The following is a 15,529-nucleotide window of genomic DNA, read 5'->3' on the forward strand; positions in this document are numbered from 1 at the left end:
CGCATGTCCGCGCCTGTCAGGGCCGTGTTTCGACGGCGTGACCGCGTCGATGCTGGTGAGCGCGTCGATACCCATCCCGTATCCGATCCGTGACCCCACCGTTATGTGAAGAACCTCACAGTTCTCGCGACACGCTGCGGGAAGAAATCAGCCGTGATCCGCGCCCACCGGTGTTCGATGATGTGCCACACACGATTTCGCAGATCGGACCATCGGGACGAGCCCGACGGGTCAACCGCCTGCGAACGGCGGCAGCACCTCGATGACCGAGGCGTCGCCGAGCGGGATGTCGAACTCGCGCACCACCACCGAGTCGCGCAGGAACGAGCTCCGGTCGAGGACGCGGGCCAGTCCGGGGTGCGCGGCGCCGAGCTGCGTACGCAGCTGCGTGAGCGTCGTCGACGGGTCGATCTCGACGACTTCGGATGCGAGCCCGGCGGCGGCCTCCGCGGCCGCGAAGTACCGCACCTCGACGGGGCGCCGTGGCTTTCCGGTCATCCGCCGATCGCCGACATCGGACGGTCGGGCTGCAGGAACGACGGGTCGTCGATGGCGTGCCCCGGCAGCTTCCCCCACGACGCGACCCGCCACGCCTGCCCGACGGCCTCGTCGTCGGCGCCGGCACGGAGCAGTGCGCGCAGGTCGGTCTCGGTGGTGGAGAACAGGCAGGTGCGCACCTGGCCGTCGGCGGTCAGGCGGGTGCGGTCGCAGTCGCCGCAGAACGGGCGGGTCACCGACGCGATGATCCCGACGCGGGCGGGGACCTCGGCACCATCGGCGTCGACGGCGGTGTGTCCGTCGACCAGCCACGTCTGGGCCGGTGAGGCCCCCCGGGGGCGCGGGTCGGGGAGCAGCTCGAAGTCCCGCGAGAGCCGCTCGTGGATCTGTGTGGCCGTGATCATCCGCTCCCGCGACCACGCGTGGTCGGCGTCGAGCGGCATCTGCTCGATGATCCGCAGCGAGTACCCCTTCTCGAGGCACATGCGGAGCAGGGCAGGCGCGTCCTCGAGGCCCCCGTCGGGATCGAGGACCGCGTTGACCTTAACCGGACGCAGGCCGGCCTCGTGGGCGGCGGCCAGTCCGTCGAGGACGTCGTGCAGCCGGTCGCGGCGGGTGATCGCGGCGAAGCGCTCACGGTCGACGGTGTCCAGGGAGACGTTCACGCGGGACAGGCCGGCGTCGGCGAGGGCGCGGGCGTGGCGACGCAGCGACAGCCCGTTCGTCGTCACCGACATCTCGGGCGCGTCCGGCAGTGCGCTCACGGCGCCGACGATGTCGACGAGGTCGCGGCGGAGCAACGGCTCACCACCGGTGAACCGCACCGACGTCACCCCGAACTCGTCGACCGCGATCCGGATGAGGCGGACCATCTCCGTCGCGGACAGCAACTCGGTGTCCGGCATCCAGTCGAGGCCGTCGGCGGGCATGCAGTACGTGCAGCGCAGATTGCACCGGTCGGTCACCGACACCCGCAGGTCACGCGTCACCCGGCCGTGGGTGTCCACCATGGGTCCGGCCGTCGGCATGCCCGTGACGTCGGGCTGTCGGGGCGACGCCGCGACGGGCATGCCCAGGCCGATGGAGGTCATCCCCCCAGCGTAGACGTCTCCGAGCGGGCTTCCAGGGCACGGAAGGTGCTGGCGTGGAACACCAGAGGCTCCACCGACGGATCGGCGTCGAGCGTGTCGATCCGCAGCAGCACCAGGACGTGGTCCCCCGCGGGCACCTCGTTGTAGACGGTGCAGTCGAGGACGGCGGCCGCGCCGGGCACGAACACCGACCCGGTGTCGGCGACGAGCGGGGTGAACCCGTCGAACCGGTGCTCGGCCGGACCGGCGAGGCGCGTGCACAGCGACTCCTGGTCGGCGGCGAAGACCGACAGACCCAGGCTCGGTGCCGATCGGAGTCGCGGCCACGTCGACGACGTGTGTTGCACGCACAGCGACACCAGCGCGGGCTCCAGCGACACCGTCGCGAACGAGCTGGCGGCCATCCCGACGGGCACGCCGTCGATCTGTGCGCACACCCCGACCACGCCGGACGGGAAACAGCTGTAGGCGCGGCGCAGGGCCGTGCCGTCGGTCGCGGGTTGCAGTGCGTCGAGAGCGTGGAAGGTCATCGCGCACCCCGGCTGTCGTCGACGTCGCCGTGCAGATCGGGCCGGCGACGACCGGACCGGAGCGCGAACACGATCGCGAGGACGAACCCGATCGGCAGTCCGAGGGTCGCGGCGTACACCCAGACGGGGGCGCGTACGCCGTCGTCGAGGGCGGGCACCGCGAACATAGTGACCGTGGCGACGAGGCCGATCGCGAAGAAGGCGAGGGCGACGTGGAGGAGCCGGTCGCTCGGCTGTTCTCGCATGCTCAAACGGTAGATCAGCGGCGCGGGGCCCGGCCATTCGCGGGGTCGGGCGACGTCGTGACGAGTGCGGACTTTCCGACGGCGCGCGGTAGAATGGGAGGCCGATGCGTCCTCCGAGGGGCTTCCACCCCTCCGGTGGGCGCATTCGTCATGATGCGACTCGCGACATGACACCAGCGACCAGAGTTGAAGGTGACACGGTGCCGACCGGCAAGGTGAAGTGGTACGACGCGGAGAAGGGCTTCGGGTTCCTCTCCCAGGACGACGGTGAGGACGTCTACGTCCGGTCGGGTGCGCTGCCCGCCGGCGTGGAGTCGCTCAAGCCCGGCCAGCGCGTCGAGTTCGGGATGGCCGCGGGCCGTCGGGGCCCGCAGGCGCTGTCGGTGACGGTCCTCGACCCCGCGCCGAGCGTCGCGAAGAACCACCGCGAGGCCGCGCGCGAAGCCGCCAAGCGGCACACCCCCGACGAGCTGCACGGCATGGTCGCCGATCTCATCACGCTGCTCGAGGCGAAGGTCCAGCCCGACCTACGCAAGGGGCGATACCCCGATCGCAAGACCGCGCAACGCATCTCGGAGGTCGTCCGCGCGGTCGCGCGCGAACTCGACCACTGACTCCACGCCGCGTCCGGCCAGGGTCAGGACGCGCCGGCCGGCACCTTCGTGCCCGGCGGCAGGGTGCCGATCGACCAGAACGCGCGGGTGATCGGTGCCCCTGAGGTGTCGACGCGACTCGACGGCAACCGCACCTCGATGGTGCTGAGCACCGCGTCGGATGTGGACCGTGCGGTGAACGAGAACTTCTCGTTCGGCCCGAAGAACTGCGGCGGGCGCTGCTCGAAGCCGCGGGGGGTCAGGTACTCGAGGGTGAGGACCCACGGTGCGGACGCGATCTCCTTGCTCACCGACACCAGCACGCTCTGGCCGGCCGGAACGGGGAGCTTCTTGGCGAAGGTGCCGGGCTCGCCCTGCCGACAGTCGCTGAGGTCGATGCCGCAGTAGATCGTCGGCTCGACGGTGATCAGGCTCTTCCCGGTGGTCGCCTGCACGTAGGGCCTCTCGTCGAACCCGTCGCGGGTGAGCAGGTACACCGAGACGACCACGACGAGTGCGGCGACCACGATCACCGCCCCCGCGACCAGTCCGAACTTCTTCTCGCCTCGCGTCAGCGAGCCCACGTGCGCTCCTCCCGTCCGCCGCGCGTGCCCGTCGGGATGCCCCCGGTCGGCATGGCCTGGTCCGGACGGCGTCCGCCGAGACCGGGGATCAGCGTCGCACCACGGTCGGTGACGATCGTCTGCACGGCTCCGACGGCCATGATGACCGAGACGACGGTGAACCCGATCCACAGGGTCGGCGGCAGCAGCACGCCGAGTGCGGCACCGAGGACCCAGCACAGCTGCATGACCGACTCCGAGCGGCCGAACGCCGAGGCGCGCGACTCGTCGGGCAGGTCGTCCTGGATCGACGAGTCGAGGCAGACCTTGCCGATCGCGCTGGTGCCCGCCGCGACGAGGGCGGCGAGGGCGGCCACGACGATCGAGCCGAACACCGCGGCGAGCACACACACCACGAGGCTCGCCACCGTCGACGCGACGACGATCCGCTGCGGGTTCCGCAACTCGAGTCGGGTGCCGGCGGCGTTGCCGGCGAAGTTGCCGATGCCGGCGGCGGCGCCGACCGACCCGATGAGCGCGAGCTGCACCCACCCGGAGTGGTTGCCCTGGTTCGACTTCGCGTAGAACGCGATGTACAGCGTCAGGAAGCCGGTGAGCACCCGGATCGTTCCGTTGCCCCACAGCCCGGTCAGCACCCGGCGGCCCAGCGGCTGCCGCATGGTGGCGGCGAGGGCAGAAGGGGTGAACGACTTGCGTGCCGGCTCGGGTGCCGGCGGTTCACCGTGATAGGTCAGCGTCGTGGGGATCTCGCCCGCGGTCGACTCGACCCACGACGGGATGCGCATGCACGCGTAGGACGCGATCGCGGCGAGGATCAGCAGCAGCACGAACGCGCCCGGGAGATGCAGCGGCAGAACACGTCCCAGCGCGGTCTCGAACAACGCCGCCAACGCACCACCGATGACGGTGCCCGCGACGAGCCCCCAGGTCGTCAGTCGCGAGTTCACCCGCACCAGGTCGATCGACGGGGGCAGCACGCGCGGGGTGACCGCCGACTTGAGCACCCCGAACGACTTCGAGAGCACCAGCAGGCCCAGTGCGCAGGGGTAGAGCACCCAGGGGTCGTAGGTGAGCTGGTTCGACGCCGAGTCCCACCCCGAGTTGGCCATGATCAGCAGCGCCAGCACGGCGCGCAGCCCGAAGGTGGTCGCCATCGCGATGCGTCGACCGCGCTGCAGCTTGTCGAGCATGGGACCGATCAACGGGGCGATCAACGCGAACGGCGCGATCGTCAACGCGAGGTACAGGGCGACCTTGCCCTTGCTCTCGGCGCTCGCGGCCGCGAAGAACAGGGTGTTCGCCAGCGCGACGGTCATCGCCGCGTCGACCGCGTAGTTCAGGACCACCGGCAGCGTCAGCGCGGTCAGCCCCGACCGGTCCGCCCCGTCGGCGGTCGCCGCGGCGCGCACGCGACCGACGCCCTTCGAGGTCAGCTGGCGGCCACGGAACGCGGCGACCCGCGTCACCGTCAGCTTGCGCGGCATCGCGCGACCGTCGGGATCGACCGGGCCGGGCGGCTCGGGATCGTCGACTCGGGGTGTGTCGATCGGGTCGAGGTGGGGGTTGCGCGTCGGCGGCGGTCGGTAGGCGTCGGCCTTCGACGGGCCGCTCCGCGGCGGCTTCGACGGGCCGCGTCGTGGTGGGACCGGCGGCGGCTGCGGCCGACCGCCGCGGCGCGGCGGGACCTCGCGACCGTCGTCGACGGGATAGTTCACGGCACCGGGGTGTTCCTCGGGACGCCGTGGGGCACCGGGCATCCGACGGGTCGCGTCACCGCGGCGCTCGCGCGGATCGAGACGCGCGCGCCGGGGTGCGCCCGCGTGTCGGTCGCCTGGCCGGTTCATCGGCACCATTGTTCCCTATCCCGCGGCCCGGTCGCACTGTGCCACGCGGCGCGCTGACCTCGACGCGTACGCACCCGCACGGGTGCCACGAGGTGCGGATACGGCAGACTGGAGGGCGTGGACACCGACGTGACCGACGCCGATTCGCAGACGACCCCGCCCGCCGACGACACGTCGGGCACGGCGTCTGCCGCCCCGGAGACGGCTGTGCCGGACACGGCCGACGCCGACTCGTCCGGCGACGCCGCCGCCGAGCGGCCCGCGATCGACCCCGAGGTGCGAGCGCATCTGGAGGCTGTCGTGTCCGCCGCCGTCGACATCGCGCGAGAGGCGGCCGTGGCCGTCGGCGAGACGTCGGTGGGCGAGCACCTCGACGCCGTCGTCGAGGGCGAGTGCACCGTCAGTCATCACTTCTCTGCCGACCTCCCGGGCTATCGGGGGTGGGTCTGGTGCGTGGTGCTGGCGACCTGCCCGACCGACGACGCCGACAGTGACCCCGTCGTCACCGTCAGCGAGGTCGCGCTGCTCCCCGGCGACGACGCCCTCACCGCACCGGAGTGGGTGCCGTGGGCGGAGCGTCTCGCGCCCGGCGATCTCGGTCCCGGCGACACCCTCGCCGCCCCGCCGGAGGATCCCCGTCTCGTCCCCAACCAGGTCGACGCCGACGAACTCGAGTCGACGGGACTGCTCGACGAGGCCACCGACACTCACCTCGCGCTCGGACTCGGCCGCCGCCGTGTCCTGAGCCGCGAGGGTCGCGACGAGGCCGCCGAGCGCTGGTACACCGGCGACCACGGCCCGGACAGCGAGATGGCATCGGCCACCCGGTTCTCGTGCGGCACATGCGGTTTCTACCTCCCGCTGGCCGGAGCCCTGCGTGTCGCCTTCGGTGTCTGCGCCAACCGGTACGCCGCGGACGGCCACGTCGTCTCGGCCGAGTACGGCTGCGGCGCACACTCCGACGCCGTGGCGCCGTCGGGTGAGGGATCACCCGCGTACGACGCCTACGACGACGGCGCCATCGAGGTCGTCGCCCCGCACGCCGTCGCCACCGACAGCCGCCACTGACGCCGCCGGCGGTGACGCCCGACCCGTTCGACACCGCGTCGCTGCGGGCGGCGGTCCTGGCCGCCTGGACCGCCTCGCCCACCCGGCTGGCCGAGGATGCCGCGGCCGAGGACGACCTGGCGCGCATTGGGTACCGCGATCGCGTCGTCACCGAGCTCGCCGCCAACGCCGCCGACGCCGCGGGGATCGCCGGATCACCCGGCCGACTGGACGTCTCGAGTGCCGGCGACGGCACGGTGTCCCTGGCGAACACCGGCGCCCCACTCACCGCGGACGGTGTGCGATCCCTCGCTGCCCTCCGGGTCTCGGCCAAGGTCGGCGACGACATCGTCGGACGCTTCGGGGTCGGGTTCAGCGCCGTGGTGGCCGTCGCCGACGAGGTCGCGATCCGATCGCGGCACGGGGGAGTGGTGTTCTCGCGCGCCCGCACGGCCGACGCACTCGCCGACGCGGGCATCGACGTCCCGCGCGCGGGCGCGCCGCTGCTGCGACTGCCCTGGCCCGACATGACCCCACCCGCACAGGGTTTCGACACCGAGGTGGTGCTGACGCCGCGCGGCGACGCCGCGACGATCGTGGCGGTGGCGGCCGACCAGGCGCCGATGTTGCTCGTCGAACTGGTCGCGCTCGAGTCGATCACCGTGCAGGGCAGAACCATCCGCCGCGAGGTCGAGACGGTCGCGGATCCCGCGCACGACGTCCTCACGGTCGGCGACGCCTCCTGGGTGCAGATCGCGTCCGGCCGCTCCCGGTGGTTGATGCCGGGGACGTCCGACGCCCCGCGTCCCCTGGAACGAGAGCGCTTGCGAGCGCCCACGGTGACCGACGTCGAGGTGACGCTGCCCGCCCTGTGCGTTGCCGACGTCGCGCTGACCCCGGACCGACGATCCCTTGACCCGGCCGCCGAGATCGGAACGGTGGCACGCGGATACCACCTCCTCGCCCTCGCGCTGGACGCCGCGGTCCGGCTGGCCGTCGTGCCGTCCCCGACCATCCCGGCCGGACCCGTCGACGCGCAGCTGCGGGCGGCCGTCACCGCGGATCTGACGACCGGTCCGTGGCTGCCGACCGCGACCGGTGACACCGTGGCGCCTTACCGCGCCGTCGTCGTGCCGGGTGCCCCACCCGCGCTCACCGACATCCTCGCCGACATCGTCGACGGCGTGGTGGACGCCCGTGTCGGACACCCGGCGCTCGGCGACCAGGCGGCACTGTCGCTGCTGCGGTCCGTCGGTGTGCGGGAACTGTCGTGGGATGCGCTGTGCGACACACTGACCGGCGTCGACCGACCACCGACATGGTGGCGCGACCTGTACGAGGCGCTCTCGTCCGTCGTCGTCGACGATCGTGTGCGTGAGGCCGTCGCGACCGTCCCCGTGCCCCGCGCGGACGGGCGGATGGCCGTCGGTGCTCGCGGACTCGTCGTGATCGACGCACCGACTCCGGAGGTCGCGGCCGCCCTGGGGGAGGTCGAGGTCTCGTGGGTCGCCACGGTCCACCCCGACGCCGACCACCCTCTCCTCGACCGGTTGGGTGCGCGACGGGTCACGGTGTCCGAGGTCCTCGCCGATCCCGCCCTCGAGGCGATCATTGCGAACGGTGAACCGGAACCCGCTGTCGCACAAGCGGTCCTCGCACTCGTCGCGGCCGATCCCGACGCCGCGACCCCGCCGTGGCTCGGTGGTCTGCCACTGCTCGACGACGACGGCGAGGATCGTCCCGCCGACGAACTGCTGCTGCCCGACAGCCCGCTGCGTCGGGTACTGGTCGACGACTCCCCGTTCGGGGTCGTGGCCGACGCCGTCGTCGACCGGTGGGGACCGGACGTGGTGCGGCGGATCGGCGTCGGGTGGGGGTTCACCGTCGTCACCGACGAGATGCCCGTCGGCCCCGACCACGACCTCCCCGACGAGGAGCTGTGGTGGGACACCCGCGTCGACGAACCGCAGCGGGTGGTCGCCGTCCGTGACCTCGATCTCGTCGAGCCCGACCGGTGGCGAGATGCGTTGAGCCTGCTGGCCTCTCAGGAGAACTGTCGCGACGCACTCGCCGACCGGGACGGCTACACCGCCTGGTGGCTGCGCCGGTTCGCACAGCTCGACGGCGTCCCGCTCGGCCACCTCCGTGCCCCCGACGACACCACGTTCGTCGGTCTCCTCGACGTCGCAGACCACCCCGACGCCGACGCCGTCGCGGGCGTCTTCGCGGGCACCGAGATCACCACCACGGATCTCGCGGAGCTCGTCCTCGACCGCCTCGGTGACCCCGACCGGCCCGTCGCGCCGGGGGTGGCCGCCACGGCGCACGCGGCGCTGGTGCGGGCCCTGCGGCGCGCCGACCTCGACCTCGACCGCCTCGACCCGCCCACCCGGGTCCGCACGATCACCGGGCGCACCAGCGCCGACGGCATCGTCGTCGACCTCCCCTGGATGCTTCCCGTGGTGGGGTCGGCCGACGCCGTCGTCCTCACACCGCCGGTGACCGCCGACGCCGCCCGCGACCTCGCGACCGTCCTCGACCTCCCCACCGCCTCGGAGGCGTTGCGCGTCACCCCGACCGACCCCGGTGTCGCCTCGACCTGGTCCGACAGCCCCGAGGCGATCGCGACGGCCGTCGCGCGCGGCACCGACCTCCCGTCCGGGGAGGTCCGTCTGCACGACGAGCTGCGCCTCGAGGTCGTCCGTGACGGCGACCGTCGCACCGTGACCGCCGACTGGTGGGTCGACGACGCGGGGGTCCACCACCTCACGCGGCAGGAGACCCGACGATGACCCCGGCATTCGACCGCGACGTCACGCAGTGGGTCGCCGACCACCGCGTCGACTGGCTGACCACCGTGTTCCGGGTGATCACCACGGTCGGCAACACGGCCGCGATGACGCTGATCGCGATCGTCGCGACCGTCGTGCTGTGGCGCCGCGACCGCGGGCTCGCCCTGACCGTCCTGCTCGGTTCGGCGAGTGGGTGGCTGCTGATGCAGGCCCTGAAGTACGGGGTCGCGCGACCGCGACCGCCGGAACGGTTCCGTGTGCTCGCCATCGACACGTACTCGTTCCCGTCGGGCCACGCGATGATGTCCGCGATCGTGCTGGGATTGGTGGCCGTCGCCGCGTGGCGGACGTCGGCGTGGGTGCGCGGGCACCGGGCAGTGCTCGCGATCGCGCCTGTCGCGTCGGCGCTGATCGGTGCCAGCCGTGTCTATCTCGGCGTCCACTGGACCACCGACGTGGTCGCGGGATGGGTGATCGGCGCGCTGTGGGTGGTGGTGGCGTTGGTCGTCGGCGGTGTGCTCAGTCGAGGCCGCGCTGCGCGGCGCGGTCGCCCCGTCGACTCGCCCGGCGCTGCACCGTGAACACCGCGGTGCCGAACAGCCCCACCGCGAGTCCGACGAGGCAGCTCACGAGTGTCGACGTGGTGCCGAGCCCGGTCGCCGCGACGACCACGGTCGCGACCAGCCAGCAGGCCATCCCGACGTAGACGACGTTCGCCGGCTCGGCCAGCCACTGCGGCAGGCGCGGCAGGTCGTCCGGGCCGGGTGCACCGGTGGTCTGCGGACCCTCGCTCGTGCTCACGACGGCCAGCGTAAGGTCCCCCGCGACGGGTGGACAACGTCCGCCCCCGGTTGCCTCCGAGAGGGAGGCGAGGAGGTAGGCGTGTCCGGCGAACCCGACTCTGGGGAACTCGACAAGCTGACGACGAGCACCGACGAGACCCCCGCCCAGACGCCCGACGGTGTCCGCGGCCGGCTGGACCGCTATTTCCGCATCACCGAACGCAGTTCGTCGTTCGGTCAGGAGATCCGCGGCGGGCTCGTCACCTTCTTCACGATGGCCTACATCGTGGTCCTGAACCCGATCATCATCGGCGGCGTCGCGGGCAGCGAACGCAACGCCGACGTCGTCGGCAACGTCCTCCCGATCGCCGCCGTCGCCGCGGTGACCGCGCTCGTCGCCGGCATCATGTCGATCCTGTTCGGGGCGATCGCCAACTACCCGTTCGCCATCGCCACCGGACTGGGCATCAACAGCCTTCTCGCGGTGAGCATCGCCCCGCAGGTCACCTGGCCCGAGGCGATGGGCCTCGTGGTCATCGACGGGATCATCATCGTGCTGCTCGCCGTGACCGGACTGCGGACGCGGGTCTTCACCGCCATCCCCACGGAACTCAAGGCGTCCATCGCCGCAGGGATCGGCTGCTTCATCGCGTTCATCGGACTCGTCGACGCGGGCTTCGTCACGCGCGTCCCCGACGCGGCGGGCACCACCGTCCCGGTGGGCCTCGGCAACGGCAACTCGATCACCACGCTGCCGACGCTGATCTTCGTCCTCGGCGTCCTCATCATGGGTGTGCTCGTGGTCCGGAGGGTCCGCGGCGGCCTGCTCATCGGCATCGTCGTCACGACGATCATCGCGGTGATCGTGCAGGCGTTCGCCGATCTCCCCGCCTCGGGCAACGGCAGGTCGGGGTGGAGTCTCAACATCCCCGAGTGGCCGAAGGCGGTCGGTGATCTGCCGGACCTGTCGCTCGTGGGCGACGTCGACCTGTTCGGGGCCTTCGTGCGCATCGGCGTCCTGTCGGCGTCGGTGTTCGTGTTCACCCTGGTGCTGTCGAACTTCTTCGACGCGATGGGGACGATGACCGGGCTGGGCCGCGAGGCCGGTCTCGCCGACTCCGACGGCAACCTCCCGAACATCGGCCGCGCGCTCGCGGTGGAGGGCGCGGGCGCGATCGTCGGTGGCGCCGCGTCGTCGTCGTCGAACACCGTCTTCGTCGAGTCGGCATCCGGCATCGCGGAAGGCGCGCGCACCGGCCTGGCGAACATCGTCACCGGTGCGCTGTTCCTCGTCGCGATGTTCTTCACGCCGCTGTACTCGATCGTCCCGCTGGAGGCGGCTGCCCCGGCGCTGGTCGTGGTGGGCGCGTTGATGATCGCCCAGATCCGGCACATCGACCTCACGCGGTTCGAGGTCGCCCTCCCGTGCTTCCTCACCATCGTGGTGATGCCGTTCACCTACTCGATCGCCAACGGGATCGGTGTCGGGTTCATCAGCTGGGTGGTGCTCGCGACGGCCCGCGGGAAGTTCAAGACAGTGCATCCGCTGTTGTGGGTGGTGGCTGTCCTGTTCGTCCTGTATTTCGCGAAAGGCCCGATCGAGTCGCTGATCGACTCCTGACGTGTCGTCCGTGCGACGGACACGACACGCCGCGGCGTCGCCACCGGCGTGTTCACACACGTAGTTTGTCGTGCATTCGAGTTGCGGTGTCCTATTGTTAGGCGCGTGAGCGGTAAAGACGACAATCTGGCCAGCGACTTGTCGCTGGCAGTGGTCCGCCTGGCCAGGCATCTGCGCGGGCGCCGCGCGGCGTCGACCGTGTCGCTGACCCAGCTCTCCGCACTGAACACCCTCTCCCAGCAGGGGCCGATGACCCCGGGCGCGATGGCTGCGCAGGAGCGTGTGCAGCCGCCGTCGATGACCCGCGTCATCGCCTCCCTCGCCGACCTCGGGATGGTGAAGCGCGACCCGCACCCCACCGACGGACGCCAGATCATCGTCACCCTGTCCGATCTGGGACAGAAGGTGATCGCCGACGAGACCCACGCCCGCGAGGCGTGGCTGCGCGGTCAGCTCGAGAAGCTCGGCGCCGACGACCTCACCACCCTGCGCAGCGCGGTCGACATCATGTCCGGCATCGTCGCCGGTGACGACTGACCGACCCCCGCACCGACTGACCCCCGGGAACGGCTGCGGCATTCCTCATTAGCGGCGGTTACCATCGTTCGAGTGCCGCTGCCCACGATGTTCTCGTCCCTCGGGGTACGGAACTATCGTCTCTGGGCCGGCGGCCAGGTCGTGTCGCTCGTCGGGACGTGGATGCAGCGCATCGCCCAGGACTGGTTGGTGCTGCACCTGTCCGGCAACAGCGGCATCGCCATCGGCATCGTGATGGCACTGCAGTTCGGTCCGACCGCGGTGCTGTCGATGCCCGCGGGCGCGCTGGCCGACCGCTTCGACAAGCGCAAGCTCCTCGTGCTGACCCAGATCGGCATGGCGGTGTGCGCACTCGTCCTCGGTGTCACCGACACCCTCGGCGTCGCCACCCTCGGTCTCGTGTATGCGATGTCGTTGGCGCTCGGCTGCATCTCGGCGGTCGACGCGCCGATCCGTCAGTCCTTCACCGTCGAGATGGTCGGGCCCGAGCACCTGCCGAACGCGGTGGCGCTGAACTCGATGACGTTCAACACCGCCCGCATCATCGGGCCGGCGATCGCGGGCGTGCTCATCACGGTGATCGGCACCGGACCGGTGTTCCTGGTGAACACGGCGACGTTCGTCGCGGTGCTCACCGGTCTGCTGATGATGCGCACGGGGGAACTGCACCGCAGCGAGAAGGCGCGGGGCCGGGGCTCGGTGGTGGACGGGCTGCGGTACATCCGCGCCCGTCCGCATCTGGTCGCGCTGTTCACGACGGTGTTCTTCGTGTCGACCTTCGGGCTGAACTTCCCCCTGTCCCTGGCGTTGCTGACGAAGAACACCTTCGCGGGATCGGCCGGCGGGTACGGCTTGCTGTCGACGGTGCTCGCTGTCGGGACCCTGGCCGGGGCCACGATGGCCGCCCGCCGGAACCGCCCCGCGCGGGTGCGGCAGTTGATGATCGCCGCCCTCGCCTTCGGTGTCCTCGAGGTGGTCGCCGGACTCATGCCGAGCTTCGCGCTGGTGGCGATCCTGCTCGTCCCCGTCGGTGCCGCGCAGCTGACGTTCAGCACCACGGCGATGAACATCGTTCAACTGTCCGTGGATTCGACGATGCGCGGCCGGGTGATGGGCGTCTACATGCTGGCGTTCCTCGGTGGGACGCCACTGGGCAGCCCGCTGCTCGGGTGGCTCGCCCAGGTCACCGACCCTCGCGCGCCGCTCGTCGTCGGCGGTGCCGTCAGCGCCGTGTCGGCGGTGATCGCGGCCGTGGTGTTCGGCGCGGCCGCGCGACGCCGGGTGCAGGCGGCCGACGACGCGGTGATGACCCCCGACGCGACCGCCGAGGTCGGTGTCACCCGCTGAGCGCCGCCGAGCGTGCGTCAGATCCCGTCGACCGTGCGGTAGATCCCGTCGAGTGGGCCAAAACTGGCCGCCGACCGTGCCGAAACTCCCCGCCGAGTGGACCGATCCGGTCAGCGCAGTGCTGCGCGCACGACGTCGACGCCGTCGCCCGACAGGTCGTCGACGGCGACGGCACGACGGGTGAGCGAGAGCATCACTGCCTCCGCGGGGCCGGAGACCGTCGGACGTCCGTCGTCGGGACCCGACGACCAGTCGACGTCCTCGGCGACCCAGCGGACCGGGACGGTCAGCGGCGCGAATCCCCGACGTGACTTGGGGGAGTTCAGGAAGTCGAGTGCGGCGCGCCGGCGGTCGGCGTCGACAGAGCGTTCGATGCGCAGCGGTCGGCGGATGTCCTGCCCGTGTATCAGCAGGTCCGTGAGGGGTGCGATCGGTCCGGTTCCCGGCGGAGTGAACCGGTGATGCGCGTTGTCGCGCAGCATCTGTGGGAGCTCGTGTCCGTACCGCCGCACGACGCGGGCGGTCAGTGCCACGTTCGACTTCTCGAAGTCCCCCCGTGCTCGCAACACCAGCCAGACGATCTCGGGGATCCCCGTGACGGTGGGAGCGAGCAGGTGTGCGGCGACACCCCGCACGTCCCATTCACCGCACAGTGACTGCGTCGCCCACTGCGCGTCGTCGAGGCCGTCGAGCACATCGGCGAGCGCCCGACGTTCGTCCGCGATCGCGTCGAAGATCTGTGCGTCGTCCATGGGTCTCCTAGAAGAACGTGCCGGAGAACGGCTTCCGATCGGTGAGGAACGCCTGATCGAGTTCGCACAGTGTGGAGTGGTCGGATGCCCACAACCGGTTCGCGGCCGCGAACTCCGTCGCGCGGTAGCCGCCGAGGTAGATGCTCGACAGCACCGACACGTCCATCCGCACGGTCGCCGGGTCGTCGGTGACCGACACGGTGGCGACACCGTCGCGCACCGTGAACGCGAAACGTCCACCGTTGCCGCGGAACTGGTCGATGATCTCGAGGACGGCGTCGACGTCCTCGGAGTAGGTGCGTGCCTCGAGCGCGGCGGGGATGTCGATGATGCGCAACCACATCGAGTCCGACAGTGCGGTCATCTTCGGTGCCCGCAGGTTCGTCAGCTTCATGGGAAGCGGGTCGTCGACGGGCATCGAGACGTGGATCGTCGGGATGAGATCGAGACCGAGCAGCACGCGCCAGAGATCGGTGTGGGCGGCGTCGGTGACGGCGAAGAACTCCGACACGTTGGCCGACGCCGTGCCGCCCTCGTGGCTGATGCGATAGCTCGCGTACCCGTCCGGGTGCACCAGGTAGTGCAGCGCACTCTGCCCGTCCCGCAGCAGTTCCCGGTCGGCGAAGATCATGTTCCACCACACCCGCGACCGCACGATCGCGCCCGGGTTCATCGCGGCCCACCGGTCGTGCAGATCGGGGACGAGCTCGCGGACCTGCTCGGCGGTCGCGAAGCGCACGGGCGTCCACGACGGAGGTGGTTCCCGCAGCTCGGCCTTCGACAGGTCGATCTCGGCCTTCTGCTCGAAACACGCCGGTCCGTAACCGAACCGCTCGTAGATGGTCGCCTCGCTGGCGGTGAGGATCGAGAAGACCGACTTCTCCTGCTCCCACTGGTCGAACAGTTCGGTGATCATCCGCCGCAGGATGCCCCGGCGGCGGTGCGTCGCCGCCACCGAGACCCACGAGAGCCCCGGCAGTTCGATGCGCGCGCCACCCGGCAGCGTCAACGTCATCCGGTAGAACATCGCGACGCCGGCCAGCACCGGCCCCACCGGACCGGACTCGTCGTAGACCACGACGACGTCGCCGTCCCGCAGCTTGCTGCGGATGTCGGCCTCGGCCTCGGCGTCGAGGGGATGGATGAACGCGAACGCGCGAGCGTCGGCGGCGATGATCGCGGGCCAGTCGTCGTCGTGCGCCCGGCGCAGGACGAGTTCGGAGTCGGTCACCGTCACAACCTATCGGGTGTGACGAATCCGTCCTG

The 15,529-nt window shown here is 71.1% G+C and carries 16 protein-coding genes; 7 read left to right on the forward strand and 9 right to left on the reverse strand.

Features of this window, described 5'->3' with window-relative positions:
* Positions 1-231: 231 nt before the first annotated feature.
* The 4 genes from Q1A98_RS14895 to Q1A98_RS14910 are packed head-to-tail and all read right to left on the reverse strand — an operon-like array spanning position 232 to position 2,364.
* The gene (locus Q1A98_RS14895; RefSeq protein WP_299574987.1) at positions 232-498 is read right to left on the reverse strand and encodes a MoaD/ThiS family protein; all 267 of its coding nucleotides are present in this window, start codon (positions 496-498) and stop codon (positions 232-234) included.
* Positions 495-1,568 carry a GTP 3',8-cyclase MoaA gene (moaA, locus tag Q1A98_RS14900; RefSeq protein ID WP_299575370.1) on the reverse strand — a complete coding sequence of 358 codons (1,074 nt, stop codon included), beginning with the start codon at positions 1,566-1,568 and terminating at the stop codon, positions 495-497. Before moaA ends, Q1A98_RS14895 begins: the two co-directional genes overlap by 4 nt.
* A gap of 17 nt (positions 1,569-1,585) precedes the next feature.
* Positions 1,586-2,119: a flavin reductase family protein gene (locus Q1A98_RS14905; RefSeq protein WP_299574989.1), complete on the reverse strand. Its 534-nt coding sequence runs from the start codon at positions 2,117-2,119 to the stop codon at positions 1,586-1,588.
* Positions 2,116-2,364: a hypothetical protein gene (locus tag Q1A98_RS14910; protein ID WP_299574991.1), complete on the reverse strand. Its 249-nt coding sequence runs from the start codon at positions 2,362-2,364 to the stop codon at positions 2,116-2,118. Before Q1A98_RS14910 ends, Q1A98_RS14905 begins: the two co-directional genes overlap by 4 nt.
* 200 nt (positions 2,365-2,564) lie before the next feature.
* Between Q1A98_RS14910 and Q1A98_RS14915 the strand changes: the two genes are divergently transcribed.
* Complete coding sequence (locus Q1A98_RS14915) at positions 2,565-2,978, forward strand: cold-shock protein (RefSeq protein WP_299574993.1); 414 nt, start codon at positions 2,565-2,567, stop codon at positions 2,976-2,978.
* A 23-nt stretch (positions 2,979-3,001) separates the two neighbouring features.
* On the opposite strand, the gene Q1A98_RS14920 is transcribed toward Q1A98_RS14915, so the two are convergent.
* Positions 3,002-3,541: a DUF2771 family protein gene (locus Q1A98_RS14920; RefSeq protein ID WP_299574995.1), complete on the reverse strand. Its 540-nt coding sequence runs from the start codon at positions 3,539-3,541 to the stop codon at positions 3,002-3,004.
* Positions 3,529-5,298, reverse strand: coding sequence for an MFS transporter (locus tag Q1A98_RS14925; RefSeq protein WP_299575372.1), 1,770 nt, complete (start codon positions 5,296-5,298; stop codon positions 3,529-3,531). The genes Q1A98_RS14920 and Q1A98_RS14925 overlap by 13 nt, the downstream gene beginning before the upstream one ends.
* Before the next feature lie 363 nt (positions 5,299-5,661).
* On the opposite strand from Q1A98_RS14925, the gene Q1A98_RS14930 reads away from it, so the two are divergent.
* Genes Q1A98_RS14930 through Q1A98_RS14940 form a run of 3 tightly spaced genes read left to right on the forward strand, consistent with a single transcriptional unit; the run spans position 5,662 to position 9,805 of the window.
* On the forward strand, positions 5,662-6,453 hold the full coding sequence (locus Q1A98_RS14930) for a DUF3027 domain-containing protein (protein WP_299575374.1): 792 nt from the start codon (positions 5,662-5,664) through the stop codon (positions 6,451-6,453).
* A gap of 11 nt (positions 6,454-6,464) precedes the next feature.
* Positions 6,465-9,224: a hypothetical protein gene (locus tag Q1A98_RS14935; RefSeq protein WP_299574997.1), complete on the forward strand. Its 2,760-nt coding sequence runs from the start codon at positions 6,465-6,467 to the stop codon at positions 9,222-9,224.
* The gene (locus tag Q1A98_RS14940; protein ID WP_299574999.1) at positions 9,221-9,805 is read left to right on the forward strand and encodes a phosphatase PAP2 family protein; all 585 of its coding nucleotides are present in this window, start codon (positions 9,221-9,223) and stop codon (positions 9,803-9,805) included. Before Q1A98_RS14935 ends, Q1A98_RS14940 begins: the two co-directional genes overlap by 4 nt.
* On the opposite strand, the gene Q1A98_RS14945 is transcribed toward Q1A98_RS14940, so the two are convergent.
* Positions 9,744-10,025 (reverse strand): DUF2530 domain-containing protein, encoded by a 282-nt coding sequence (locus Q1A98_RS14945; protein ID WP_299575001.1) that lies wholly within the window; start codon positions 10,023-10,025, stop codon positions 9,744-9,746. The two genes, Q1A98_RS14940 and Q1A98_RS14945, sit on opposite strands and share 62 nt — an antisense overlap.
* Positions 10,026-10,142: 117 nt before the next feature.
* Between Q1A98_RS14945 and Q1A98_RS14950 the strand changes: the two genes are divergently transcribed.
* The 3 genes from Q1A98_RS14950 (at position 10,143) to Q1A98_RS14960 (ending at position 13,511) form a co-directional block, all read left to right on the forward strand.
* Complete coding sequence (locus Q1A98_RS14950; protein ID WP_299575375.1) at positions 10,143-11,627, forward strand: NCS2 family permease; 1,485 nt, start codon at positions 10,143-10,145, stop codon at positions 11,625-11,627.
* A gap of 105 nt (positions 11,628-11,732) precedes the next feature.
* Positions 11,733-12,164 carry a MarR family transcriptional regulator gene (locus tag Q1A98_RS14955; protein ID WP_299575002.1) on the forward strand — a complete coding sequence of 144 codons (432 nt, stop codon included), beginning with the start codon at positions 11,733-11,735 and terminating at the stop codon, positions 12,162-12,164.
* Positions 12,165-12,251: 87 nt separating this feature from the next.
* A complete protein-coding gene (locus Q1A98_RS14960; protein ID WP_299575376.1) occupies positions 12,252-13,511 on the forward strand; it encodes an MFS transporter in 1,260 nt (419 codons plus the stop codon).
* A 110-nt stretch (positions 13,512-13,621) separates the two neighbouring features.
* Here the strand turns inward: Q1A98_RS14960 and Q1A98_RS14965 are convergent, their stop codons facing one another.
* Entirely contained in the window at positions 13,622-14,263 is a 642-nt protein-coding gene (locus Q1A98_RS14965; protein ID WP_299575004.1) for a maleylpyruvate isomerase family mycothiol-dependent enzyme, read from the reverse strand.
* A gap of 7 nt (positions 14,264-14,270) precedes the next feature.
* Positions 14,271-15,494, reverse strand: a complete 1,224-nt coding sequence (locus Q1A98_RS14970; RefSeq protein ID WP_299575006.1) for a GNAT family N-acetyltransferase — start codon at positions 15,492-15,494, stop codon at positions 14,271-14,273.
* Positions 15,495-15,529: the final 35 nt, after the last annotated feature.

This window comes from uncultured Williamsia sp. (assembly GCF_947494875.1).
Lineage (GTDB): Bacteria > Actinomycetota > Actinomycetes > Mycobacteriales > Mycobacteriaceae > Williamsia_A.